The sequence below is a fragment of the Rhodococcus sp. 320_ES genome, from assembly GCF_059691855.1.
The window spans coordinates 599,611-624,196 of record NZ_JCAWAG010000005.1; the positions used below are offsets into that span (position 1 = coordinate 599,611).

The following is a 24,586-nucleotide window of genomic DNA, read 5'->3' on the forward strand; positions in this document are numbered from 1 at the left end:
CCTGCGTTGTAAATCGTCAAAGGGGTCGACATCAGCCTATTCATACCCCGCTCGTGAGCGGTCCAACCGTCGGGCGCTGTTGTGAGTCACCACCCACGTTCGCGCCATTCCTTCAGGTGCGGACGCTCGGCCCCGAGCGTGGTGTCCTTGCCGTGGCCGGGGTAGACCACCGTCGAGTCGTCGTACCGGGCGAAGATCTTGTTCTCGACGTCGTCGAGGAGTGAGGTGAACGCCTCGGCGTCGGCGGTCTTGCCGACGCCGCCGGGGAACAGAGAGTCGCCCGTGAACAGATGCACGGTTCCGGTCGCCGCATCGGTGAGAGCCAGTGCGATGGACCCGGGCGTGTGGCCGACGAGGTGTACGACGTCGAGCGTGAGGTCGCCGACACTCACCGTGTCGCCGTCGTCGAGAAGACGCGTTGGCGGAACGGGAAGGGGCTCCGCGTCGAGACGGTGCGCGGCCGTCGGAGCTGCGGTTCCGTCGACGACGTCGGCTAGAGCCTGCCAATGATCGGGGTGGCGGTGGGTGGTGACGACGACGGACAGCGATGGTGCGTTCTCGTCGATCATCTGCGAGAGTCGAGCGGAGTCGTTCGCCGCGTCGATCAGCATTGCCTCCCCGGTCGTGGAACAGACGATCAGGTACGCGTTGTTGTCCATGGGGCCGACCGACATCTTCACGATGGTCGCGGCGGACAGCGTGCGTCGCTGCGGAGGTGTCGAAGTCGACACCTCGCCGGTGTAGTCGTCGTCGATGGACATTCGCTGCTCGCTCATGGTGGGGAGGCTACCGTCGAAGTGGACGGTCACCGAGCGTGCACGTGACCGAAAAGAATTGTCGGTGGCCGCGCATATCATCGCGCCGACGGGGAAACCGTGCGAACGAACATGCTTCGACCTGGGACGACCCGGCGCCGAATGAACCGATGACCAAGAACGACGAGAGGACGATTGTGGCGGACCGCCTGATCGTGCAAGGCGCACGCGAGCACAACCTCAAGGGAGTCGACATCGAACTCCCGCGAGACAGTCTCGTCGTGTTCACCGGTCTGTCCGGCTCCGGAAAATCGAGCCTTGCGTTCGACACCATCTTCGCCGAGGGCCAGCGCCGATACGTGGAGTCGTTGTCGGCGTACGCGCGACAGTTCCTCGGGCAGATGGACAAGCCCGACGTCGATTTCATCGAAGGTCTGTCCCCGGCCGTGTCGATCGACCAGAAGTCGACCAACCGTAATCCGCGGTCGACGGTCGGAACCATCACCGAGGTCTACGACTACCTGCGGTTGCTCTACGCGCGGGCCGGCAGCGCCCACTGTCCCGTGTGTGGCGAGCCGGTCGCTCGTCAGACGCCACAACAGATCGTCGACCAGATCCTGGCCCTCGAGGAGGGTCTTCGGTTCCAGGTGCTCGCACCGGTGGTCCGCACGCGCAAGGGTGAGTTCGTCGATCTCTTCGAGCAACTCAACACGCAGGGCTACTCACGAGTGCGCATCGACGGCACCGTTCACTCGCTCACCGATCCGCCCAAGCTGAAGAAGCAGGACAAGCACGACATCGAGGTCGTGGTCGACCGACTGGTGGTCAAGCCGTCGTCGAAGCAGCGCCTGACCGACTCGATCGAAACCGCACTTCGCCTGGCCGACGGCATCGTCGTGCTCGACTTCGTCGACCGCGAGGACAACGCCCCCGATCGGGAGCGTCGATTCTCCGAGAAGCTCGCGTGCCCGAACGGGCACCCGTTGTCCATCGACGATCTCGAACCGCGTGCGTTCTCGTTCAACTCGCCGTACGGTGCCTGCCCGGAGTGTGTGGGTCTCGGTATTCGCAAGGAGGTCGACCCGGACCTCGTCGTGCCGGACCCCGATCTGAGCCTTGCCGACGGCGCGATCGCTCCGTGGTCGATGGGGCAGACGTCGGAGTACTTCGGTCGGCTGCTGTCGGGTCTGGCCGACGCCATGGGATTCGACATAGATCTGCCGTGGCGCAAACTGCCCGCCAAGGTCAAGCGTGCCGTGCTCGAGGGCAGCGATCACCAGGTGCACGTGCGGTACAAGAACCGTTACGGCCGCACTCGCTCGTACTACGCGGAGTTCGAGGGCGTGATGCCGTTCCTGCACCGCCGCCTCGAGCAGACCGAGTCGGATCAGATGAAGGAACGCTACGACGGCTACATGCGCGACGTTCCGTGCCCGGTCTGCCAGGGTGCGCGGCTGCGTCCGGAAATTTTGTCGGTCACCATCTCGGCCGGCGATTTCGGCCCCAAGTCCATCGCCGAGGTCTGCAGTCTGTCGATCTCGGAGTGCTCCAACTTTCTGGGCAGTCTCACCCTCGGAGTCCGCGAGGAGGCCATCGCCGGTCAGGTACTGAAGGAGATTCAGGCACGCCTGGGCTTCCTGCTCGACGTGGGCCTCGAATACCTGACGCTGTCCCGAGCGGCGGGGTCGCTGTCCGGCGGTGAAGCGCAGCGCATCCGGCTCGCGACACAGATCGGCAGCGGACTGGTGGGGGTGCTCTACGTGCTCGACGAGCCGTCGATCGGCCTGCACCAGCGCGACAACCGTCGCCTGATCGACACTCTCACGCGCCTGCGCAACCTGGGCAACACGCTCATCGTCGTCGAGCACGACGAGGACACCATTCGCACGGCCGACTGGATCGTCGACATCGGTCCGCTCGCCGGCGAGCACGGTGGCCGGGTCGTGCACAGCGGTGACTACAAGGGCCTGCTCGAGGCGCCGGAGTCGCTCACCGGTGCCTACCTGTCCGGTCGCATGCACATCGAGGTTCCGGACAAGCGCCGGTCGGTCGACGCGAAGCGGCAGGTCACGGTCGTCGGCGCGCGCGAGCACAACCTTCGCGACATCGACGTCAGCTTTCCCCTGGGTGTGCTCACCTCGGTGACGGGAGTGTCCGGCTCGGGCAAGTCGACGCTCGTCAACGACATCCTCGCCACCGTCATGGCCAACAAGCTCAACGGCGCTCGTCAGGTTCCGGGACGCCACACGCGGATCAACGGACTGGACCAGCTCGACAAGCTCGTGCAGGTGGATCAGTCACCGATCGGACGTACGCCGCGGTCGAACGCCGCCACGTACACCGGCGTGTTCGACAAGATCAGAACCCTGTTCGCCGCCACCACCGAAGCCAAGGTGCGGGGCTACCAGCCCGGACGATTCTCGTTCAACGTCAAGGGAGGTCGCTGCGAAGCATGCTCCGGTGACGGCACTCTGAAGATCGAGATGAACTTCCTTCCCGACGTCTACGTCCCGTGCGAAGTGTGTCACGGCGCGCGCTACAACCGCGAGACGCTCGAGGTGCATTACAAGGGGAAGACAATCGCCGAGGTTCTCGACATGCCGATCGAGGAAGCAGCCGAGTTCTTCGAGGCGATCACCTCGATTCACCGCTACCTCAAGACGCTGAACGAGGTCGGACTCGGGTACGTCCGGCTCGGCCAACCGGCCACCACGCTGTCCGGTGGCGAGGCGCAGCGCGTCAAGCTCGCGGCGGAGCTGCAGAAGCGGTCGACGGGGCGAACGGTGTACATCCTCGACGAACCGACGACGGGCCTGCACTTCGAGGACATCCGCAAGCTGCTGATCGTGATCAACGGGTTGGTCGAGAAGGGCAACACGGTCATCGTGATCGAGCACAACCTGGACGTCATCAAGACGTCGGACTGGGTCGTGGACATGGGACCCGAAGGTGGCTCGGGCGGCGGGCAACTCGTGGCGCAGGGCACCCCGGAAGAGGTTGCGGCGGTACCGGAGAGCTACACCGGCAAGTTCCTTCAGGAAGCGCTGGGCAAGTCGGCCGCGGTGGCGCCGCCGGTCAAGAAGCGGCGCCCGCGCAAGACCCCTGTCGCGGTGGGTTGAGTTCGGGCCGTCAGTGGACCGGGCCGGTGTACTTCTCGCCCGGTCCGGCGCCGGGGGCGTCGGGATGAGCCGATGCCTCCCGGAAGGCGCGCTGCAAGGCCTGCAGGCCGTCCCGAATCGGGCCGGCGTGCGGACCGAGGTATTCGACCGACGATGTGACGAGTCCGGCCAGGGCGGTGATCACTCGGCGTGCCTCGTCGAGGTCCAGGTACGGGCTTTCGCTGGGATCGGACTCGGACAGTCCGAGCTTCTCGGCCGCCGAGCTCATGAGCATCACTGCGGCTCGGCTGATCACCTCGACGGCGGGCACGTCCGCAAGCTCGCGGACGGAGGGGTCGCTGTTCTCGGTCATGCTCTTGAGGATCGCACGGAGCCAGGCGTGCGGCGAATTTCGCTCCGGCACCGGCTCGATGCTAATCTGAACGTACGACCGCCTTCGGGCGCATTTCGCGAGCACTCGCTCGTGTGGATGTACCCGCAGGCAGCAAGTGGAGCCCAACTCCCACCATCGATACGGTTCGCCGTCCGGTGGTCCGGTCCCATCCGATTCGTCACGGATCGAGTGGTGATCTCGAAAGAGATCGAGTTCGCGTCGAGCGAACCCGACCGGTCGACACAGGGCCCTGCGCAGTGATTCGTCACCGCTCGGGGCTCGACCTTTCTCCGCGGCTCGCCCGCGAGGCCTGGAGTGTCGGGAAGACGGACCACGAGCACATTTCCGTCACCGCACTACCTAGGAGGCCACATCAGCACTGAGACCCGCATCAACGATCGCATCCGAGTTCCCGAAGTCCGGCTTGTCGGGCCGGGAGGCGAACAGGTTGGGATCGTGCGTGTTGAAGATGCGCTCCGCTTGGCACTCGAAGCCGATCTCGATCTTGTCGAAGTTGCTCCCGACGCACGTCCGCCGGTCTGCAAGATCATGGACTACGGGAAGTTCAAGTACGAAGCTGCGCAGAAGGCGCGTGAATCACGCAAGAACCAGCAGCTGACCGTCATCAAGGAGCAGAAGCTTCGCCCGAAGATCGACGACCACGATTACGAGACCAAGAAGGGTCACGTCATCCGGTTCCTGGAAGCAGGATCGAAGGTCAAGGTCACGATCATGTTCCGTGGACGCGAGCAGTCGCGCCCGGAGCTGGGTTACCGGCTTCTGCAGCGTCTCGGAGGAGACGTGGCCGATTTCGGCTTCGTCGAGACCTCCGCGAAGCAGGACGGTCGCAACATGACCATGGTTCTGGCACCGCACAAGGGTGCCAAGACCAGGGCGAAGGCGCACCAGGACAACGAGGCACCGACACCGGCGCCCGCTCCTGCTCCTGCTCCGTCCGCACCAGCTCAGCCTGCACCCGGCGCGTAAGCGTCACCCATCCGATCGAAAGATCGAAGAAGAGAACCGAGGATCCAATGCCGAAGATGAAGTCCCACAGCGGCACCAAGAAGCGTTTCAAGGTGTCCGGTAGTGGAAAGATCCTGCGCGAGAAGGCCGGCCGTCGCCACCTGCTCGAGCACAAGTCCTCGCGTGTGACACGTCGTCTCGAAGGCACCGCCGTCGTGAGCCCCAACGATGCCCCGCGTATCAAGCGACTGCTCGGCATCTGACCTTCTTCCCACCCGGGGCATTCGCCCCCAGATCGACAGGATTTTTCAGTGGCACGCGTAAAAAGGGCGGTCAACGCCCAGAAGAAGCGCCGTTCGATTCTCGAGGCGTCCAGCGGTTACCGCGGACAGCGCTCGCGTCTCTACACCAAGGCCAAGGAGCAGCAGCTCCACTCGCTGACGTACGCATACCGTGACCGTCGCGCACGCAAGGGTGACTTCCGCAAGCTGTGGATCACGCGTATCAACGCAGCAGCTCGCGCCAACGACATCACGTACAACCGCTTCGTGCAGGGTCTGAAGATTGCCGGCGTCGAAGTCGATCGCAAGATCCTCGCCGAGCTGGCCGTCTCGGATGCGGAGGCCTTCACCAGCCTCGTCGCCATCGCCAAGGCAGCATTGCCCGCCGACGTGAATGCTCCCGCCGGAGAAGCAGCCTGATTCAGGCGTTCGATTCACCCGGACGACCCGCGGAACCGCTCACCGAGCGGACACCGCGGGTCGTTTCTGCTGTCAAGCTCCAGCGGAGTGCCGAGCGTCGACGCGTCGGACGATTTCTGGCCGAGGGCGAGAATGCCGTCGCAGAGGCGATCGACGCAGGTGTGGTGAACGAGCTCTACGCGACCGATGCGTGGTTCGGATCTGCGTCGCAGATCGTCGAGCATGCGGCGTCGGTCGGCATCTCCGCGCAGCTCATCACCGACCGCGCGGCAAAGGCGTTGTCGGACACGGTGACCCCTCCCGGTCTGGTTGCGGTGTGTTCACTCGTCGACGTGCCGTTGGGTCAGGCGCTCGCCGGGACGCCGACGCTCGTGGCCGTCCCGGTCGCGGTGTCGGAACCGGGGAACGCCGGCACCATCACGAGGGTGGCCGACGCAGCCGGCGCCGATGCCGTCGTCTTTGCCGGGGACGGTGTGGACCCGCACAACGGCAAGTGTGTGCGCTCGTCCGCCGGAAGCCTTTTCCATCTGCCGATCGTGCGGGAACGGTCGGTCGACGACGCAATGGCTGCGCTCTCGTCGGCCGGTTTGCAGATCGTCGCCACGGCCGCGGACGGTGAGGTCGACCTCGACGACGCCGACGAGCTGCTCGCTGCGCCCACGGCGTGGTTGTTCGGAAACGAAGCGCACGGGCTGCCGACCGACGTCCTCGCCGCCGCCGACGTTCGCGTACGCATTCCCATCCACGGCCGAGCGGAAAGCTTGAACTTGGCCACGGCGGCGGCTCTGTGTCTCTACGCGAGCGCGCGCACGCATCGACGCAGATAACGATTTCCGAAGTGACCACACCGGTCGATAACCTGAACCGGGCCTTCCAGGGCCCGAAATCGATCATTGAGGAGGCGTGACCGTCGTGGCGGACAACGAGACCGACCTGAGCGAAGATTCGCTCGACGCTGCTGCTCGCGCCGCCGAGCAGGCGTTCGACGGTGCAGCCGACCTCGACGCTCTCGCTGTGGCCAAGTCTGCGCACATCGGCAACAAGGCGCCGGTGGCGCTGGCGCAGCGTGCACTCGGAACGTTGCCGGGCGATCAGCGAGCCGACGCCGGGAAGCGCGTCAAGGTGGCCCGCGAGCGCATTCAATCCGCGTTCGATGCGCGCCGTGCCGTGCTGCTCGCCGAGCGTGACGCAGCCGTTCTGGTCGCCGAAGCCATCGATGTGACCCTGCCGTCGCAGCGTCGACCGGTCGGCGCTCGACACCCAGTCACCGTGATCGCCGAGCAGGTGGCCGACGTGTTCGTCGCCATGGGCTGGGAAGTCGCGGAGGGCCCCGAAGTGGAGACCGAGCACTTCAATTTCGACGCACTCAACTTCCTGCCCGACCACCCGGCGCGGACGATGCAGGACACGTTCCACATCGCCCCCGAAGGTTCGCGGCAGGTGCTGCGCACGCATACCTCACCGGTGCAGGTGCGGTCGCTCCTCGACCGTGAGCTGCCCATCTACGTCGTGTGTCCGGGTCGTACGTTCCGGACGGACGAGCTCGACACCACGCACACCCCGGTGTTCAGTCAGGTCGAGGGCCTCGCCGTCGACAAGGGTCTGACCATGGCGAACCTGCGCGGCACACTCGATGCGTTCGCCCGTGCTCTGTTCGGCCCCGACACCCGAACCCGTATGCGGCCCAACTACTTTCCCTTCACCGAGCCGTCCGCCGAGGTGGACGTATGGTTCCCGAAGAAGAAGGGCGGGCCGGGCTGGGTCGAGTGGGGCGGCTGCGGAATGGTGAACCCGAACGTTCTGCGCGCCAGCGGCGTCGATCCGGAGGTCTACAGCGGATTCGCCTTCGGTATGGGCCTGGAACGAACGCTGCAGTTCCGCAACGACATTTCCGACATGCGCGACATCGTGGAGGGTGACGTTCGCTTCAGTCTTCCCTTCGGCGTTCGGGACTGACCCGAGTCCCGCGAATCCTCCTTTTCCGAACCGAGAGAACCGAGTTTCCCGTGCGAGTGCCACAGTCCTGGCTGACCGAGGTCGCGTCGAAGGCGACCCCCGGGTGGAGCGTCACCTCGACCGATCTCGATGCCGGCATCGTGGGCGTCGGATTCGAGATCGAGGACGTCTTCCCACTCGACAACGTGACGGGTCCGCTCGTGATCGGCCGCGTCGCCTCCATCGAAGAGTTGACCGAGTTCAAGAAGCCAATCCGCTTCTGCCTCGTCGAGGTGGGGGAGTCCGTGCCCCGCGGAATCGTCTGCGGTGCACGGAATTTCGCGGAAGGCGACTTGATCGTGGCCGCCCTGCCCGGTTCCGTTCTTCCCGGCGGGTTCGCGATCGCGGCGCGCAAGACCTACGGCCGCACCTCCGACGGCATGATCTGCTCGGTCTCCGAGCTGGGGATCGGCTCCGATCACTCCGGAATCCTGGTGTTGCCGGACGGCACTGCGGAACCGGGCGACGATGCGCGCGGTGTTCTCGGACTCGACGACACCGTCTTCGACGTGAACGTGACACCGGACCGTGGCTACGCCCTGAGCGTGCGCGGATTGGGCCGCGAGGTCGCCTGCGGTTTCGATTTGGACTACGTCGATCCTGCCCTGGTCGCGCCGATACCGGCCGAGGGTGAGGCCTGGCCCGTGACGCTCGACGACGACTCGGGCGTCACGCGCTTCGCGATGCGCAAGGTCGTGGGGATCGACGCATCCGCGGTCACACCGTGGTGGATTCAGCGGCGCCTGCTGCTGTGCGGCGTGCGCCCGATCTCTCCGTCGGTAGACGTGACGAACTACGTGATGCTCGAGTTGGGGCAGCCGCTGCACGCGTTCGACGCGGCCCGCCTCGACGGCGCTCTGACGGTGCGCCGGGCCACGTCGGGTGAGCAATTGGTGACGCTCGACGATGTGACCCGAACACTGCACGAGGACGACGTGGTGATCGCGGACGGCTCCGGTCCCGTGTCGCTGGCCGGTGTGATGGGCGGCGCGAGCACGGAGGTGACCGCAGACACGGCCGACGTGCTGCTGGAGGCCGCCGTCTGGAATCCGTTGGCGGTGTTCCGAACGGCGCGCCGCCACAAGCTCCCCAGCGAGGCGAGTCGCCGCTACGAACGCATCGTCGATTCCTCCCTTCCCGTCCACGCGCTCGATCGCGCCGCGGAACTGCTGGTGTCCATCGCGGGCGGACGCGTAGAGCCGACCCTCACCGATCTCGGCGGCGTAGAGGTGATGCCGCCGGTGACGATCGACATCGACCTCCCGGACCGCGTCGCGGGCGTCGCGTACCCGAACGGAACCGCGGCCCGGCGGCTGGCTCAGGTCGGCTGCGACGTGAGCGTTGCTGCCGCTGACAACGGTCTGGGCACGTTGGTGGTCACTCCGCCCACGTGGCGACCCGATCTGCGCCAACCGGCCGACCTGGTGGAAGAGGTGCTCCGCCTCGAGGGCTTGGAGGCCATTCCCTCCGTCCTTCCGGCCGCGCCTGCGGGCCGGGGTCTGACTCCTGCGCAGCGACGCCGCCGGGCCGTCGGCAAGGCCTTGGCGTACACGGGGCACGTCGAGGTTCTGCCGTCGGTGTTCCTGCCTGCCGGCGTCTTCGACGTGTGGGGGCTCGACGCGGACGACCCGCGCCGCATCACCACCAAGGTGCTCAATCCGCTCGAAGCCGACCGTCCCGAGTTGGCGACGACGTTGCTCCCCGCGCTTCTGGAGATCGCGTCCCGCAACATCTCCCGCGGACAGCGTGACCTGGCGCTGTACTCGATCGCGCAGGTGGTGCAGCCGGGCGAGGGCACGCGGCCGATCGACGCTTTGGCTGTTGATCATCGTCCGACCGACGAGGAGATCGACGCGCTGAAGCAGTCGCTCCCGGTGCAGCCGCTGCACGTGTGCGTCGTGCTGACGGGCATGCGTGACCCGGCGGGGCCGTGGGGACCGGCGCGGCCGGCCGAGCCGAGCGACGTCTTCGCGGCCGCCGCTGCGATCGCCGACGCCTCCGGAGTCACGGTGACCTTGGCATCGGCGCAGCACGCGCCGTGGCACCCCGGCCGGTGCGCCGAGCTGACGGTCGACGGCGTCGTCGTCGGCTGGGCCGGTGAGCTTCACCCCGCCGTTCTGGAGCGGGCCGGTCTGCCTCCGCGCACGTGTGCGCTGGAGATGAACCTCGATGCCGTTCCCGTCGTCGAGGTGCTTCCGGCTCCGCGGATCTCGCCGTACCCGGCGGTCTTGCAGGATCTGGCCGTCGTCGTCGATGCCGACGTGCCGTCGGCAACCGTCGCCGAGGCCCTTCGGTCGGGCGGCGGAGAGCTCCTCGAGGATGTGCGCATCTTCGACGTGTATCGGAGCGAGCAGATCGGCGAGTCGAAGAAATCCCTGGCGTTCGCACTGCGCTTCCGGGCGACCGACCGGACGTTGACCGAGGACGAGGCCAGTGCTGCGCGCGATTCCGCGCTCGCGGCGGCAGCGGATGCGGTCGGGGCGGTCATCCGGTCCTGAGGCTCGACCCGCGTGTGAATGAGTTTGCATGATGATGCATAATCAATCGCATGGGATCGAGGACGGTGGCAGTTGCCGGTGCGAGTGGGTACGCGGGCGGCGAGATCTTGCGTTTGCTGCTCACCCACCCGGCGTACGTCAGAGGTGAGCTGCGGATCGGCGCGTTGACCGCCGGCGGCAACGCGGGTTCGACGCTGGGGGAGCATCACCCGCATCTGCTCCCGTTGGCCGATCGCGTTCTGACCGCGACCACGGTCGAGGAACTGGGTGGCCACGACATCGTGTTTCTCGGTCTGCCGCACGGCAATTCCGCTGTGATCGCGGAACAACTCGGTGACGAAACCCTCGTCATCGACTGTGGCGCCGACTTCCGGCTCACCGACAGCGCGGCGTGGGACCGCTATTACGGTGGTGAGTACGCCGGGCACTGGCCGTACGGACTGCCCGAATTGCCCGGCGGCCGCGAGAAACTGATCGGAGCTCGGCGCATCGCGGTGCCGGGTTGCTATCCCACCGGCGCCTCCATCGCCATGGCGCCTGCCGTCGCGGCGAGCATCGTCGAGCCTCGGGTCACGGTCGTCTCCGTCAGCGGAACGTCGGGGGCCGGACGTGCTCCGAAAGCGAATCTCCTCGGGTCGGAGGTGATGGGTTCGGTCCGCGCCTACGGCATCGCCGGTGCGCACCGCCACACGCCCGAGATCAGACAGAATCTGTCGGCAGCAGCGGGTCGCGATGTCGTCGTCTCGTTCACCCCGGTACTCGCACCGATGCCGCGCGGAATCCTGACGACGTGCTCGGCGCCGACCGACGTGTCCGCGGCGCAAGCACGCGAGGTCTACGAAAAGGCTTACGCGGCCGAGCCGTTCGTGCACCTGCTGCCGGAAGGCCAACTGCCGCAGACCGGTTCCGTGGTCGGGTCCAACGCAGTCACGCTCCAGGTCGACGTCGACACGGAGGCGGGCCTGCTCGTGGTCGTCGCGGCCATCGACAACCTGACCAAGGGAACCGCCGGTGCCGCAGTCCAATCCATGAACCTCGCCGTCGGTTTCGCCGAGACGGACGGCCTCAGCACCGTAGGAGTTGCACCGTGACCGACGACATCGTGAACTCCGAGAAGGTTCAGCCGGGCGTCTTGTTGCGGACGCAGGGTGTCACTGCGTCGGCCGGTTTCCGTGCCGCGGGAATCGCGGCAGGAATCAAGGCCAGTGGCGGTCCCGATCTGGCCCTCGTCGTGAACGAGGGGCCCGACCTCACCGCAGCCGGCGTGTTCACCACCAACAAGATCAAAGCTGCGCCCGTGTTGTGGTCCCAGCAGGTGCTGACCACCGGCACGCTGCGTGCGGTCGTTCTGAACTCCGGCGGTGCCAACGCGTGCACCGGTGCTCCCGGATTCCAGGACACGCACCGCACCGCCGAGGAACTTGCTGCTGCACTGAGCAATTGGGGTACGGACACCGGGGCGATCGACGTGGCCGTGTGTTCGACCGGGCTCATCGGTGACCGTCTGCCCATGGACAAAATCAGTTCTGGAATCGCCGACGTGGTGCACGAACTCGCCGGCGGAATCTCCGGCGGCACGGACGCGGCGCACGCCATCATGACCACGGACACCGTGCCCAAGCAGGCCGCGGTCCATCACGCGCACGGATGGAACGTCGGAGGAATGGCGAAGGGTGCCGGCATGCTCGCCCCGTCGCTCGCAACGATGCTGTGCGTGATCACCACGGACGTGGTGGCCACGGCCGAACAACTCGACGCTGCACTGCGTGCTGCGACCCGCCTGTCGTTCGATCGTCTCGACGTCGACGGAGCCACGTCGACCAACGACACGGTCTTGCTTCTCGCGTCGGGCGCCAGTGGCGTGACGGCCACCCAGAAAGAACTCGACGGCGCGGTGCTGGCAGTCTGTGACGATCTCGCCGACCAGTTGATGGCCGACGCGGAGGGCGTCACCAAACGAATCCGGATCACCGTCACGGGAGCCGCGAGCGAGGACGACGCACTGATCGCTGCGCGCACCGTCGCTCGCGACAGCCTCGTCAAGACCGCATTGTTCGGGTCGGACCCGAACTGGGGGCGCGTCCTCGCCGCCGTCGGAATCGCCCCTGTCGCACTCGATCCCGAGCGCATCGCTGTCCTGTTCAACGGCCAGGCGGTGTGCGTCGACGGAATGGGAGCACCCGGGGCGCGCGAGGTCGATCTGTCGGGTGTCGACATCACGGTCGACGTCGATCTAGGGGTGGGGAGCGCCACCGCGTCCATCCGCACGACCGATCTCTCGCACGCGTACGTCGAAGAGAATTCGGCGTATTCCTCATGACGACGACAGCGTTGGAGAAGGCGGGCATCCTCGCGGACGCACTGCCGTGGTTGCAGCAGTGGTCCGGCAAGATCGTCGTGGTCAAGTACGGCGGCAACGCGATGATCGACGACACCCTCAAACGTGCCTTCGCCGCGGACATGGCGTTCCTTCGCACCGTCGGAATTCACCCCGTCGTGGTGCATGGCGGCGGCCCGCAGATCACCTCGATGCTCACCAAACTCGGTCTGCAGGGCGAGTTCCGGGGCGGCTTCCGAGTGACCACTCCGGAGGTCATGGACGTCGTGCGGATGGTCTTGTTCGGTCAGGTCGGGCGCGAGCTGGTCGGCCTGATCAACGCCCACGGGCCGTACGCCGTCGGCATCTCCGGGGAGGACGCGCACCTGTTCACCGCCACCCGCCGGTCCGTCACGGTCGACGGGGTAGCCACCGACATCGGCCTGGTGGGTGACGTCACCTCGGTCAGGCCCGCAGCCATCCACGATCTGATCGCGGCGGGGCGTATCCCGGTCGTGTCGACCATCGCCCCGGATGCGGACGGCGTCGTGCACAACATCAACGCCGACACCGCGGCCGCTGCTCTCGCGGAGGCGATCGGCGCGCAGAAGCTCGTCGTTCTCACCGATGTCGAAGGGCTGTACACGAATTGGCCCGACCGCTCGTCCCTGACGTCGGTCATCGACACCACGTCTCTCGAGGCGCTGTTGCCGTCTCTGGATGCCGGGATGGTGCCCAAGATGGAGGCGTGTCTGCGCGCCGTCCTCGGAGGCGTTCCCAGCGCACATGTCATCGACGGACGTGTAGAGCACTCGGTTCTGCTCGAACTCTTCACCGGTGAGGGCATCGGAACGATGGTCGAACCGGCGACCACAGGAAAGGTGACGCAGTGACAACGACCACCGGCACGAGCAAGACCGAATCCGTCCAGCAGCGCTGGTCGGGCGCGCTCATGAACAACTACGGCGTCCCGCGTGTGGCACTGAGTCATGGAGCGGGCGCCGTCGTCACCGACGTGGACGGCAAGGAATACCTGGATCTGTTGGCGGGCATCGCCGTGAACATCCTCGGCCATGGACATCCCGCGATCGTCGAGGCGGTGACGACGCAGCTGCAGACGCTCGGTCATACCTCGAACCTGTACGCCACCGAGCCGGGTATCGAACTGGCGGAACAGCTTCTGCACCATCTGGGTGTCGGCAACTCGGACGTCAGCGGTCGAGTGTTCCTGTGCAACTCGGGCACCGAGGCCAACGAGGCGGCCTTCAAGATCGCCCGGCTCACGGGTCGACCGAACATCGTCGCCGCCGAGAACTCCTTCCACGGGCGGACGATGGGCGCACTCGCGCTCACCGGGCAGCCGGACAAGCGCGCACCCTTCGAACCGATGCCGGCCGGGGTGCACCACGTGCCCTACGGCGATGTCGCTGCTCTCGAGGCTGCCGTCGACGAGCACACGGCCGCAGTGTTCCTCGAGCCGATCATGGGCGAGGGCGGGGTCGTGGTCCCGCCCGAGGGTTATCTGTCCTCGGCCCGCGAGATCACCCAGCGCCACGGGGCATTGTTGGTGCTCGACGAGGTTCAGACCGGAATCGGCCGGACCGGGTGGTTCTACGCCCACCAGGCCTCCGGCATCGTGCCCGACGTCGTCACCCTTGCGAAGGGGCTGGGTGGAGGACTTCCCATCGGTGCGTGCATCGGAATCGGGCCGGCCGCAGAGCTTCTTCACCCCGGCAAGCACGGCACGACGTTCGGCGGTAACCCGGTGTGCTCGGCAGCCGCGCTCGCGGTTCTGCGCACCCTGGTCGACGACGACCTGATCTCGCACGCCGACCGCGTCGGAAAGTCGTTTCGCAGTGCCGTCGAGGGGTTGAACCACCCGCTGGTCGACCACGTCCGCGGTGCCGGCCTACTCATCGGCGTCGTGCTCACCGCAACCGTTGCGCCCGACGTCGAAACGGCAGCGCGCCACGCAGGATTTCTGGTCAACGCCGCCAAGCCCGATGTCATCCGCATCGCACCCCCGTTGATTCTCACCGAGGAGCAGGCCGCGAGTTTCGTTGCCGCACTTCCGTCCATCCTCGATTCCGTGCACTCGGAGGCAACATCATGACCGTGCGGAACTTCCTGCGCGACGACGATCTCACGCCGACCGAACAGGCGGAGGTGCTCGCTCTCGCCGCAGAACTGAAGAAGGCGCCCTTCTCCGCCCGGCCTCTCGAAGGCCCGCGCGGAGTCGGTGTGATCTTCGAGAAGAACTCGACCCGCACACGGTTCTCGTTCGAGATGGGCATCGCCCAGCTCGGCGGACACGCGGTGGTCGTCGACGGACGCAGCACGCAGCTCGGTCGCGAGGAAACGCTGCAGGACACCGGGCGCGTACTCTCGCGATACGTCGACGCGGTGGTGTGGCGCACCTTTGGTCAGGAACGCCTCGAGCAGATGGCCACCGGCGCCACCATTCCGATCGTCAACGCGCTGTCCGACGAGTTCCACCCCTGCCAGGTCCTCGCCGATCTGCAGACGCTGGCCGAGAGCAAGGGATCACTTGCCGGCCTGAAGATGACCTACTTCGGCGACGGGGCGAACAACATGGCTCACTCGCTCATGCTCGGCGGCGTCACGGCGGGCCTGCACGTGACCATCGCGGCGCCGACAGGGTTCGAGCCGGACCCACGATTCGTCGCCGACGCACGCGCGCGTGCCGAGGAGACCGGCGGCTCGGTCACGATCACCGACGACCCCCGCAGCGGAGCGGACGGAGCCGACGCACTCGTCACCGATTCGTGGACCTCCATGGGTCAGGAGAACGACGGCCTCGACCGCGTCGGACCGTTCCGGCCGTTCCAGATCAACCAGGCATTGGTGGACCGGGCTGCGGCCGATGCGGTTGTACTGCACTGCCTTCCGGCTCACCGCGGCGACGAGATCACCGACGAGGTCATGGACGGACCGCGCAGCCTGGTGTTCGACGAGGCCGAGAACCGGTTGCACGCGCAGAAGGCCATTTTGGTCTGGCTGCTCGAACGGTCGCGCCGTGAGTGAGATGCGCGAGTACTCCGGACCGGCGATCGCGTCGACGCGCGCGGGACGGCAGGCGCGCATCGTGGCCTTGCTCGCCACTCACCACGTCCGCAGCCAACCGGAACTCGCGTCGCTGTTGGCCGCCGAGGGTATCGACATCACCCAGGCGACGCTCTCGCGCGACCTCGACGAACTCGGGGCCGTGAAACTGCGGGCACCCGACGGCGGAGCCGGGGTCTATGTGGTCCCCGAGGACGGCAGTCCGGTGCGCGGGGTGTCCGGCGGAACGGACCGGTTGTCTCGCCTGCTGGGTGAGCTCCTCGTCTCGACCGACGCGAGTGGAAACCTCGCCGTCCTGCGGACACCACCGGGCGCTGCGCATTACCTGGCCAGCGCACTCGATCGAGCGGCGTTGCCCGAAATTGTGGGAACCGTCGCGGGGGATGACACCATCGTCGTGATCGCCCGTGAACCGATGACCGGCAGAGAAGTGGCCGCGCACATCGAACGCCTCGCCTGAACTTTCATTCCACCGAACACACGAAGGAGCACACACCCCATGGCCGAGCGCGTCATCCTCGCCTACTCCGGCGGACTGGACACATCCGTCGCCATCAGCTGGATCGGTCGCGAGACCGGCAAGGAGGTCGTGGCCGTCGCCATCGACCTGGGTCAGGGCGGCGAGGACATGGAGGTCATCCGTCAGCGAGCTCTCGACTGCGGCGCCGTCGAAGCGGTGGTCGTCGATGCTCGCAACGAGTTCGCGGACGACTTCTGCCTGCCCACCGTGCAGTCCAACGCGCTGTACATGGACCGCTACCCGCTGGTCTCGGCCATCTCGCGGCCGCTGATCGTCAAGCACCTCGTGGAAAACGCTCGCTCGCACGGCGGCACCGTCGTCGCGCACGGATGCACCGGCAAGGGCAACGACCAGGTCCGCTTCGAGGTCGGGTTCAACACGCTCGCACCCGAATTGGAGGTGTTGGCTCCCGTCCGGGACTACGCGTGGACCCGTGAGAAGGCGATCAAGTTCGCTGAGGAGAACGCGATCCCGATCAACGTCACCAAGAAGTCCCCGTTCTCGATCGACCAGAACGTGTGGGGCCGCGCGGTCGAGACCGGGTTCCTGGAAGATCTGTGGAACGCACCCACCAAGGACGTCTACGACTACACCCAGGACCCGACGGTCAACTTCCAGGCACCCGACGAACTGATCATCACGTTCGAAAAGGGCCGCCCGGTGGCGATCGACGGCCGGCCGGTGTCGGTTCTCGAAGCCATCCAGGAACTGAATACTCGCGCGGGTGCGCAGGGCGTGGGGCGTCTCGACGTCGTCGAGGACCGTCTGGTCGGCATCAAGAGTCGCGAAATCTACGAGGCGCCCGGTGCGATGGTTCTCATCCGCGCGCACGAGGAACTCGAGCACGTCACGCTCGAGCGCGAACTCGGTCGCTACAAGCGGCGCACCGACCAGAAGTGGGCCGAGCTGGTCTACGACGGCCTCTGGTACTCCCCGCTCAAGAACGCGCTCGACACGTTCCTCGAGCACACGCAGGAGCACGTGTCCGGTGACATCCGGCTCGTACTCCACGGCGGTCAGATCTCGGTCAACGGTCGTCGCAGCGGTGAGTCTCTCTACGACTTCAACCTCGCGACCTACGACGAGGGCGACACCTTCGATCAGTCCTCGGCCAAGGGCTTCGTGCAGTTGCACGGACTGTCGTCGAAGATCGCGTACAAGCGGGACCAGGGCTTGTGAGTTCGCCTCACGGAACCAACGAGGGGTCGCTGTGGGGTGGTCGGTTCGCCTCCGGGCCGGCCGCTGCCATGGCGGCGCTGAGCAAGTCGACCCATTTCGACTGGGTGCTGGCGCCGTACGACATCAGAGCGTCCAAAGCTCATGCGCGCGTGCTGAATTCGGCGGGACTGCTGACGGCCGGTGACCTCGAGACCATGTTCAACGGTCTCGACGAACTTGCCGCGGACGTCGAGTCCGGCGCCTTCGCACCCGCCGAATCCGACGAGGACGTGCACGGCGCACTCGAGCGCGGGTTGATCGATCGGGTCGGAGCCGAGGTCGGTGGCCGGCTTCGGGCCGGGCGGAGCCGAAACGATCAGGTGGCGACGCTGTTTCGGATGTGGCTAAGGGACGCGGTTCGACGAGTGTCGACGGGCGTCCTCGGGGTCGTCGACGCGCTGGCGACCCAGGCCGCCGCCCACCCCGACGCCGTGATGCCGGGCAAGACGCATTCCCAAGCAGCGCAGCCGGTTCTGCTGGCGCACCACCTGCTCGCGCACACCCACCCGTTGCTTCGGGACGTGCAGCGATTCCAGGACTTCGACAAGCGGGCAGCGGTCTCTCCCTACGGCTCCGGTGCCTTGGCCGGCTCGTCGCTGGGTCTCTCGCCCGAAAAGATCGCCGCCGAACTCGGTTTCGATTCCTCGGCCGAGAACTCCATCGATGCGACGTCGTCGAGGGATTTCGCGGCGGAGGCGGCATTCGTCCTGGCGATGACGGCGGTCGATCTGTCCCGGCTCGCCGAGGAGATCGTGTCCTGGAGTACGCCCGAATACGGTTACGTGACCCTTGCCGACGCGTGGTCCACCGGTAGTTCGATCATGCCGCAGAAGAAGAACCCGGACGTCGCGGAACTGACCCGAGGCAAGACCGGACGGCTCATCGGAAACCTGACCGGACTGCTCGCAACCCTCAAGGCGCAGCCCCTGGCGTACAACCGTGATCTGCAGGAGGACAAGGAGCCGGTCTTCGACTCGGTGGCTCAGCTCGAACTGCTGCTGCCCGCGCTGGCTGGACTGGTCGAAACGTTGACCTTCGACACCGATCGGTTGCGTTCACTTGCACCGGCAGGCTTCACCCTGGCCACGGACATCGCCGAGTGGCTTGTGCGCCAAGGTGTTCCGTTTCGAGTCGCTCACGAGGCCGCGGGGGAGTGCGTGCAGGTCGCCGAGCGGCGCGGTGTCGGGCTGGACGAGCTCACCGACGACGAGTTCGCCGCGATCGATCCGGCCCTGACCGCGGACGTCCGGTCGGTTCTCACCGTCGACGGATCCATCGGCTCTCGCGACGGACGTGGCGGCACGGCGCCGATGCAGGTCGCCGCACAGTTGGGCGTCGTCCGGGCCACGGCGGAGAACCTGCGGGGATGGGTCGCGAGCTAGGCACTTGGTGACGTGCACGGTCATCGGGGGAACGCATTCGGTCGTCGCGATCGGTGTGAGAAGCTTTTCGACGTCGGGGGAAGCCCGCGAGCAGACACTCGCGGGACGGGCGTTGGCACAGTTCGAAAGGCATCTTCAGTGGCGTTGGGACTGAACACCGGGATCGTCGGGGCTCAGCTGCGGAGGGCCGTGGCCACAGCGCAGAACGGCCTCGAGGTCATTCGTCTCGGTGGTCTCGAAACCGACGTGACGCCGTCGTCGTTCCAGGTGGTCGACCGCAAGCCCATGTATCGGCTCCGGCGGTACTTCCCCGAGAGCGAGCCGTCGGGACCGCCCGTCGTTCTCGTCCCTCCGATGATGGTGTCGGCCGACGTGTACGACGTCACCCGCGAGAACGGCGCAGCCGGAATTCTGCACGCCGAGGGCATCGACCCCTGGGTGATCGATTTCGGTTCACCTGCCACCGAGGAGGGTGGGTGGGACCGCACCCTCGCCGACCACGTCGTGGCCATCAGCGAAGCCGTCGACACGGTGCGCGAGCACACCGGCCGCGACGTGCATCTGGGCGGCTACTCGCAGGGCGGAATGTTCTGCTACCAGGCCGCTGCCTACCGGTCGGGGCGAGACATCGCGAGCATCGTCACGTTCGGCGCTCCCGTCGACACCCTCGCCGCGTTGCCGTTGGGGATTCCCGCCAACGTCGCCACCAAAGGCGCGGAGTTTCTCGCCGATCACGTCTTCAACCGGTTGGCGGTGTCGGGGTGGATGGCGCGCACGGGCTTTCAGCTTCTCGATCCCGCGAAGACGATCAAGTCTCGCATCGAGTTCCTTCGGCAGTTGCACGACCGCGACGCTCTCCTTCCCAGAGAACAACAGCGACGATTCCTGGCCATGGACGGATGGGTCGCCTGGTCCGGACCCGCCGTCGCGGAACTGCTGCGCCAGTTCGTCGTTCACAACCGGATGATGACCGGCGGCTTCGCGATCGGCGGGCACATCGTCACGCTGGCGGAGCTGAAGGTGCCCATCCTCGCGTTCGTCGGTGAAGTCGACGACATCGGCCAGCCGCTCGCCGTCCGGGGTATCAGGCGCGCCTCACCGCGCTCCGAGATCTACGAAACATCGCTTCGTGCCGGGCATTTCGGGCTCGTCGTGGGCAGTACCGCGGCGACGCACACGTGGCCCGTGACGGCGCAGTGGATCCGGTGGCGTGAAGACCTCGGCCCACGCCCGTTCGAGATGTCGACGATGACCTACGACGAGCACCAGGTGTCCGATTCCGGTGTGTCCGTGGGCAACCGCCTGGTCCACACCGCCGCCTCCATCGCCGAGGTCGGCGTCGGCGTCGGCAAGGGCATCGCAGCAGCAGCGGCCGGGGCGGTCCGCGGTACACGCGAGATCTCCTCGGAGGCAGTGCGAACGTTGCCGCGGCTGGCGCGGCTGGGCCAGCTGCAACCGCACTCGCAGATCTCGATGGGCCGACTGCTGGCGGAACAGGCGCGGCGGGCGCCGGCGGGCGAGTGCTTCGTGTTCGACGATCGCGTGTACTCCTATTCCGCGGTCGACGAACGCATCGACAACGTCGTTCGGGGATTGATCGCGCACGGAGTCCGGCCCGCGGCGCACGTCGGGGTCTTGATGGAAACACGACCGAGCGCGCTCGCGGCTGTGGCTGCGTTGTCGCGCATCGGTGCGGTCGCCGTGATGTTGCAACCGGGCGGGGACACCGCGACGGCACTGCGGCTCGGTCGCGTGTCGATGGTGGTGGTGGACCCGGACAATCTCGAGGACGCCGCCGATCTGGGTGTGCGACTGCTTGTACTCGGCGGCGGGGAGTCGAGAGAGCTGCCGAAAGTGAACGCGGAGAACGTCGTCGACCTCGAAGCCGTGGACCCGTCGGCCGTCACGCTGCCCGGCTGGTACGAGCCCAATCCCGGCCGCTCACGCGAGCTCGCGTTCGTGCTCTTCGTCGGCACGGACCACGGGGTGGAGGCCAAGTTCATCACGAACTACCGCTGGGCCCTGTCGGCGTTCGGCACGGCCAGCTCTGCCGGACTCGACGACGGCGACACGGTCTACTGCCTTGCGCCACTGCACCATTCGGCCGGTCTGCTGGTGGCGGTCGGGGGCGCACTGGCCGGCGGTTCTCGCATCGCGCTCTCCCGCGGACTCGAACCCGATCGTTTCTCGAGTGAGATCCTCCGCTACGGAGTCACGGTGGTGTCGTACACCTGGACGATGATGCGCGCAATCCTGAACTCACCCACGCTGCCCGCTCCGGGGTCACACGCGATCCGCCTCTTCATCGGTTCGGGAATGCCGACCGGTCTGTGGAGACGCACGATGGACACGCTGGCACCCGCACGAGTGCTCGAGTTCTACGCATCCACCGAGGGCGACATCGTGCTGGCGAACGTCGCGGGCACGAAGGTGGGGTCGAAGGGCCGTCCGCTGCCGGGCAGCGCTCGCGTCGCGCTCGCTGCCTACGATCCCGTCGCGGACAAGTTCATCGAGGACGAACACGGGTTCGTCCGGCGGTGCGAAGTGGACGAAGCAGGGCTTCTCCTGGGTCGTCCCGGTCCCGAGATCGATGCGAACAACGCGATCATGCGGGGTGTCTTCGCGACAGGTGACGTCTGGGTTCCCACCGAGGCCATGTTCAGGCAGGACGAAGGCGGCGACTTCTGGTTCCTGGGTCAGAAGAACTCGGTGATCTCCACACCGCGAGGTCCGGTGCACACCCAGCCGATCGTCGACGCCATCGGTGACAGCGCCGTCGTCGACACGGCGGTTGCCTACGGCGTCGGCGAGCCGGGGGAGCAGGTCGCCGTCTGCGCCGTCGAGCTGCGGAAGGGAACCAGTCTGACCGTGCGCGCCGTGTCGGACGCCCTGGGAGCGCTCTTGCAGCACGATCGCCCCGACCTGGTCCACGTGGTCACGAGCATCCCCATCGGCCGGTCCTTCCGACCCAGCGACAAGGCGTTGCGGGAGTCGGGCCTGCCCAAGCCGGGGGCGAAGACCTGGTACCTAGATCCGGAATCGGGCACGTACCGCCGCTTCACCAAGGCCGTGGCCGCGGAACGGTTCGCAGGCTGATCGAGGGGGCCGGTAGGGTTCGGACCTGTGATCATCGACGCGGAACTGCACCGGATCCTGGCCTGCCCGCAGGACAAAGGTCCCCTGCTCCTGATCCAGGGCGAACTGCTCTACAACCCGCGGTTGCGCCGTGCATACCCGATCGAGAACGGCATCCCCGTCCTGCTGATCGACGATGCGCGTGACGTGAGCGATGCCGAGCACGACGACATCGTCGCGCGCGCAGTGTCCCCGAGTAGCGGTTGACACGACGTTCGATCGATCGGGACATTCTGTCGTCGTCGACGCCGGTCGAGGCGGCGACGCGCATTCTCGGTGGGCTGCTCACCGCCGGTTCGGTGACGATCGAGATCGTCGAGGTCGAGGCCTACGGGAGCGGCGAGGACGGGCCGTGGCCGGACCCGGCTGCGCACACTTTTCGAGGTCCGACTCCGCGGAACGCCGTCATGTTCGGACCCGCAGGGCGTCTCTACGTTTACCTCAGTTACGGCATTCACTTCTGCGCGAACATCGTCTGTGGTCCGGACGGAATCGGGGCGGCCGTGTTGATACGGGCGGGGGAGGTTGTCGACGGGCTCGCGGTCGCTCGGGAGCGCAGGCCCACTGCGCGGAAGGATTCCGATCTCGCACGTGGGCCGGGCAACGTCGGAAGCGCGCTCGGTTTGTCGTTGTCGCACAACGGTTCCGACGTGTTTTCTTCCGAATCGCCGGTCACCTTGACCTTGGGCGACGAGTGCAGCGTCGCCAGTGGTCCCCGAACCGGAGTCAGTGTCGCGTCGGAGCGATCGTGGCGGTTCTGGCTCCCGGAGTCGAAAGCGGTCTCGGTCTACCGGCGGAGCCCGCGGGCGCCCCTGTCCGGGGCGGGGTGGTGATGCGGGAAGATCGTCATGTGAGCATCATCGACGAACTTTCCTGGCGCGGGCTGATCGCCCAATCGACCGACCTCGACGCATTGCGTTCGGCCGCGGACGCCGGACCGATCACCCTGTATGCGGGCTTCGACCCCACCGGACCCAGCTTGCACGCCGGTCACCTCGTTCCTCTGCTCGTGCTGCGCCGGTTCCAGCGCGCCGGGCACCGTCCGATCGTCCTGGCCGGCGGGGCCACCGGTCTGATCGGTGATCCTCGTGATGTAGGCGAGCGGACCATGAACTCCGCCGAAACCGTCGCGACCTGGGCCGATCGCATCCGTGGACAGCTCGAGCGATTCGTCGACTTCGACACCGAGGACGGATCGGGTGCCATCGTCGAGAACAACCTCAACTGGACGGCGCAACTGTCGGCGGTGGACTTCTTGCGCGACCTGGGCAAGCACTTCTCGATCAATGTGATGCTCGCGAGGGAGACGGTGAAACGACGTCTCGAGGCCGACGGCATGTCCTACACCGAGTTCAGCTACATGCTGTTGCAGGCGAACGACTACCTCCACCTGCGTCGGACGTACGGCTGCACTTTGGAGATCGGCGGCTCGGACCAGTGGGGAAACATCGTCTCGGGTGTCGAGCTGAACCGCCGGGTGGACGGGGAAGCGGTCCACGCGATGACGGTTCCGCTGGTCACGGCCGCGGACGGCACGAAATTCGGGAAGTCGACCGGGGGAGGCAGCCTGTGGCTGGACCCCGAGATGACCTCGCCCTACGCCTGGTACCAGTACTTCGTGAACACCGCCGACGCCGATGTCGTGAACTACCTGCGGTGGTTCACCTTCCTGTCGAAGGACGAACTGGGTGAGCTGGAGACGGCCACCATCGAACGCCCACATGCGCGCGAAGCGCAGAAGAGGTTGGCGGCGGAGATGACGACGTTGGTCCACGGTGCGGAGAACACTCGCGCCGTGGAGCTCGCGAGCTCGGCGCTGTTCGGTCGTGGCGAGTTGCGTGACCTGGACGGCAAGACTCTCGAGGCCGCACTCCGCGAAACGTCGGTGATCGAGATTCCGGCAGGTGAGCCGGCCACGATCGTCGACCTGCTTGTGGGGACGGGGTTGTCCGAGAGCAAGGGCGCGGCGCGCCGGGCTGTGAAGGAGGGCGGTGCCTCCGTGAACAACACGAAGATTTCCGACGAAGGATGGCTGGTCGAGACGTCGATGTTGCTCGACGGTGGGTGGCTGGTGGTGCGCCGCGGCAAGCGCAATGTCGCTGGTGTTCGGGTCGTCGGATGACCCTCCGAAACCGTGTCGGCTACCGCGTGGTCGGCGTCACACCCGTGTAATTCACCTGTCTCTGTCGGTGGCTCGCCGGCGTCGCGCGCTTGACCTGCGATTTTCCCGCACCGTTCGAGCGCCGACCTGGGGATTTGACGCACTGTTATCCGTCGCGTAACTTTCTTCAAGTCAGAGCGACACGGACACCGACCCGGACCGAGAGGCCAGGGACACGAGGTTGAACGTCACTGCTCGACAGAACGACTGAATCACTCCAGTAAGTCACAGCTTGACCGTGATGCGAAGTAGTGGTTAGTCTGGAACGGTTGCCCCGGAGTTGCTTGCCTGTGTTGGTGGGTGGTGATGGTGTGTGCGTGTTCTTTGAGAACTCAACAGTGTGTCGATGAATGTCAGTGCCA

The 24,586-nt window shown here is 66.4% G+C and carries 21 protein-coding genes; 19 read left to right on the forward strand and 2 right to left on the reverse strand.

All coding sequences use genetic code 11. From position 1 onward, the window contains the following. Positions 1–86: 86 nt before the first annotated feature. Positions 87–776, reverse strand: a complete 690-nt coding sequence (locus AC59JP_RS20460) for an MBL fold metallo-hydrolase (protein WP_497327623.1) — start codon at positions 774–776, stop codon at positions 87–89. Positions 777–952: 176 nt separating this feature from the next. Here AC59JP_RS20460 and uvrA point away from each other — a divergent pair, with 176 nt between their 5' ends. Next, positions 953–3,874 (forward strand): excinuclease ABC subunit UvrA, encoded by a 2,922-nt coding sequence (uvrA, locus tag AC59JP_RS20465; RefSeq protein WP_497327685.1) that lies wholly within the window; start codon positions 953–955, stop codon positions 3,872–3,874. A gap of 10 nt (positions 3,875–3,884) precedes the next feature. On the opposite strand, the gene AC59JP_RS20470 is transcribed toward uvrA, so the two are convergent. Beyond that, entirely contained in the window at positions 3,885–4,226 is a 342-nt protein-coding gene (locus AC59JP_RS20470) for a DUF1844 domain-containing protein (RefSeq protein WP_497327624.1), read from the reverse strand. Positions 4,227–4,562: 336 nt separating this feature from the next. On the opposite strand from AC59JP_RS20470, the gene infC reads away from it, so the two are divergent. The 18 genes from infC (at position 4,563) to tyrS (ending at position 24,185) form a co-directional block, all read left to right on the forward strand. After that, on the forward strand, positions 4,563–5,234 hold the full coding sequence (gene infC / locus AC59JP_RS20475) for a translation initiation factor IF-3 (RefSeq protein WP_497327625.1): 672 nt from the start codon (positions 4,563–4,565) through the stop codon (positions 5,232–5,234). A gap of 47 nt (positions 5,235–5,281) precedes the next feature. Next, on the forward strand, positions 5,282–5,476 hold the full coding sequence (gene rpmI / locus AC59JP_RS20480) for a 50S ribosomal protein L35 (protein WP_497327626.1): 195 nt from the start codon (positions 5,282–5,284) through the stop codon (positions 5,474–5,476). A gap of 48 nt (positions 5,477–5,524) precedes the next feature. Further along, entirely contained in the window at positions 5,525–5,914 is a 390-nt protein-coding gene (gene rplT / locus AC59JP_RS20485; RefSeq protein WP_188545372.1) for a 50S ribosomal protein L20, read from the forward strand. Next, positions 5,914–6,741, forward strand: coding sequence for a TrmH family RNA methyltransferase (locus tag AC59JP_RS20490; RefSeq protein WP_497327686.1), 828 nt, complete (start codon positions 5,914–5,916; stop codon positions 6,739–6,741). The genes rplT and AC59JP_RS20490 overlap by 1 nt, the downstream gene beginning before the upstream one ends. A 76-nt stretch (positions 6,742–6,817) precedes the next feature. Continuing rightward, positions 6,818–7,870 carry a phenylalanine--tRNA ligase subunit alpha gene (gene pheS, locus AC59JP_RS20495; RefSeq protein WP_497327627.1) on the forward strand — a complete coding sequence of 351 codons (1,053 nt, stop codon included), beginning with the start codon at positions 6,818–6,820 and terminating at the stop codon, positions 7,868–7,870. 50 nt (positions 7,871–7,920) lie between these two features. Beyond that, positions 7,921–10,407: a phenylalanine--tRNA ligase subunit beta gene (pheT, locus tag AC59JP_RS20500; protein WP_497327628.1), complete on the forward strand. Its 2,487-nt coding sequence runs from the start codon at positions 7,921–7,923 to the stop codon at positions 10,405–10,407. Positions 10,408–10,457: 50 nt separating this feature from the next. Continuing rightward, positions 10,458–11,498: an N-acetyl-gamma-glutamyl-phosphate reductase gene (gene argC / locus AC59JP_RS20505; RefSeq protein WP_497327629.1), complete on the forward strand. Its 1,041-nt coding sequence runs from the start codon at positions 10,458–10,460 to the stop codon at positions 11,496–11,498. After that, positions 11,495–12,727, forward strand: coding sequence for a bifunctional glutamate N-acetyltransferase/amino-acid acetyltransferase ArgJ (gene argJ, locus AC59JP_RS20510; protein WP_497327630.1), 1,233 nt, complete (start codon positions 11,495–11,497; stop codon positions 12,725–12,727). The genes argC and argJ overlap by 4 nt, the downstream gene beginning before the upstream one ends. Then, positions 12,724–13,617: an acetylglutamate kinase gene (argB, locus tag AC59JP_RS20515; RefSeq protein ID WP_497327631.1), complete on the forward strand. Its 894-nt coding sequence runs from the start codon at positions 12,724–12,726 to the stop codon at positions 13,615–13,617. The genes argJ and argB overlap by 4 nt, the downstream gene beginning before the upstream one ends. After that, complete coding sequence (locus AC59JP_RS20520; protein WP_497327632.1) at positions 13,614–14,837, forward strand: acetylornithine transaminase; 1,224 nt, start codon at positions 13,614–13,616, stop codon at positions 14,835–14,837. Before argB ends, AC59JP_RS20520 begins: the two co-directional genes overlap by 4 nt. Beyond that, the gene (argF, locus tag AC59JP_RS20525) at positions 14,834–15,769 is read left to right on the forward strand and encodes an ornithine carbamoyltransferase (protein WP_497327633.1); all 936 of its coding nucleotides are present in this window, start codon (positions 14,834–14,836) and stop codon (positions 15,767–15,769) included. The genes AC59JP_RS20520 and argF overlap by 4 nt, the downstream gene beginning before the upstream one ends. 1 nt (position 15,770) lies before the next feature. Beyond that, entirely contained in the window at positions 15,771–16,268 is a 498-nt protein-coding gene (locus AC59JP_RS20530) for an arginine repressor (protein ID WP_497327687.1), read from the forward strand. A gap of 39 nt (positions 16,269–16,307) precedes the next feature. Then, positions 16,308–17,507 (forward strand): argininosuccinate synthase, encoded by a 1,200-nt coding sequence (locus AC59JP_RS20535; RefSeq protein WP_497327634.1) that lies wholly within the window; start codon positions 16,308–16,310, stop codon positions 17,505–17,507. Beyond that, positions 17,504–18,928 (forward strand): argininosuccinate lyase, encoded by a 1,425-nt coding sequence (argH, locus tag AC59JP_RS20540; protein WP_497327635.1) that lies wholly within the window; start codon positions 17,504–17,506, stop codon positions 18,926–18,928. Before AC59JP_RS20535 ends, argH begins: the two co-directional genes overlap by 4 nt. 138 nt (positions 18,929–19,066) lie before the next feature. Next, positions 19,067–22,024: an AMP-binding protein gene (locus AC59JP_RS20545; RefSeq protein ID WP_497327636.1), complete on the forward strand. Its 2,958-nt coding sequence runs from the start codon at positions 19,067–19,069 to the stop codon at positions 22,022–22,024. Positions 22,025–22,051: 27 nt separating this feature from the next. Beyond that, on the forward strand, positions 22,052–22,270 hold the full coding sequence (locus tag AC59JP_RS20550) for a Trm112 family protein (RefSeq protein ID WP_497327637.1): 219 nt from the start codon (positions 22,052–22,054) through the stop codon (positions 22,268–22,270). An 11-nt stretch (positions 22,271–22,281) separates the two neighbouring features. Continuing rightward, a complete protein-coding gene (locus AC59JP_RS20555) occupies positions 22,282–22,896 on the forward strand; it encodes a DNA-3-methyladenine glycosylase (protein WP_497327688.1) in 615 nt (204 codons plus the stop codon). Between the two features lie 17 nt (positions 22,897–22,913). Then, a complete protein-coding gene (gene tyrS / locus AC59JP_RS20560; protein ID WP_497327638.1) occupies positions 22,914–24,185 on the forward strand; it encodes a tyrosine--tRNA ligase in 1,272 nt (423 codons plus the stop codon). The last annotated feature ends 401 nt before the right edge of the window (positions 24,186–24,586 follow it).

Excerpts from the sequence above, each read along its gene's own strand:
- AC59JP_RS20530 (WP_497327687.1), top strand. The coding sequence starts at position 15,771 with ATGCGCGAGTACTCCGGACCGGCGATCGCGTCGACGCGCGCGGGACGG.
- rpmI (WP_497327626.1), top strand. The coding sequence starts at position 5,282 with ATGCCGAAGATGAAGTCCCACAGCGGCACCAAGAAGCGTTTCAAGGTG.
- argB (WP_497327631.1), top strand. The coding sequence starts at position 12,724 with ATGACGACGACAGCGTTGGAGAAGGCGGGCATCCTCGCGGACGCACTG.
- AC59JP_RS20460 (WP_497327623.1), bottom strand. The coding sequence starts at position 776 with ATGAGCGAGCAGCGAATGTCCATCGACGACGACTACACCGGCGAGGTG.
- argC (WP_497327629.1), top strand. The coding sequence starts at position 10,458 with ATGGGATCGAGGACGGTGGCAGTTGCCGGTGCGAGTGGGTACGCGGGC.
- AC59JP_RS20535 (WP_497327634.1), top strand. The coding sequence starts at position 16,308 with ATGGCCGAGCGCGTCATCCTCGCCTACTCCGGCGGACTGGACACATCC.
- argF (WP_497327633.1), top strand. The coding sequence starts at position 14,834 with ATGACCGTGCGGAACTTCCTGCGCGACGACGATCTCACGCCGACCGAA.
- AC59JP_RS20470 (WP_497327624.1), bottom strand. The coding sequence starts at position 4,226 with ATGACCGAGAACAGCGACCCCTCCGTCCGCGAGCTTGCGGACGTGCCC.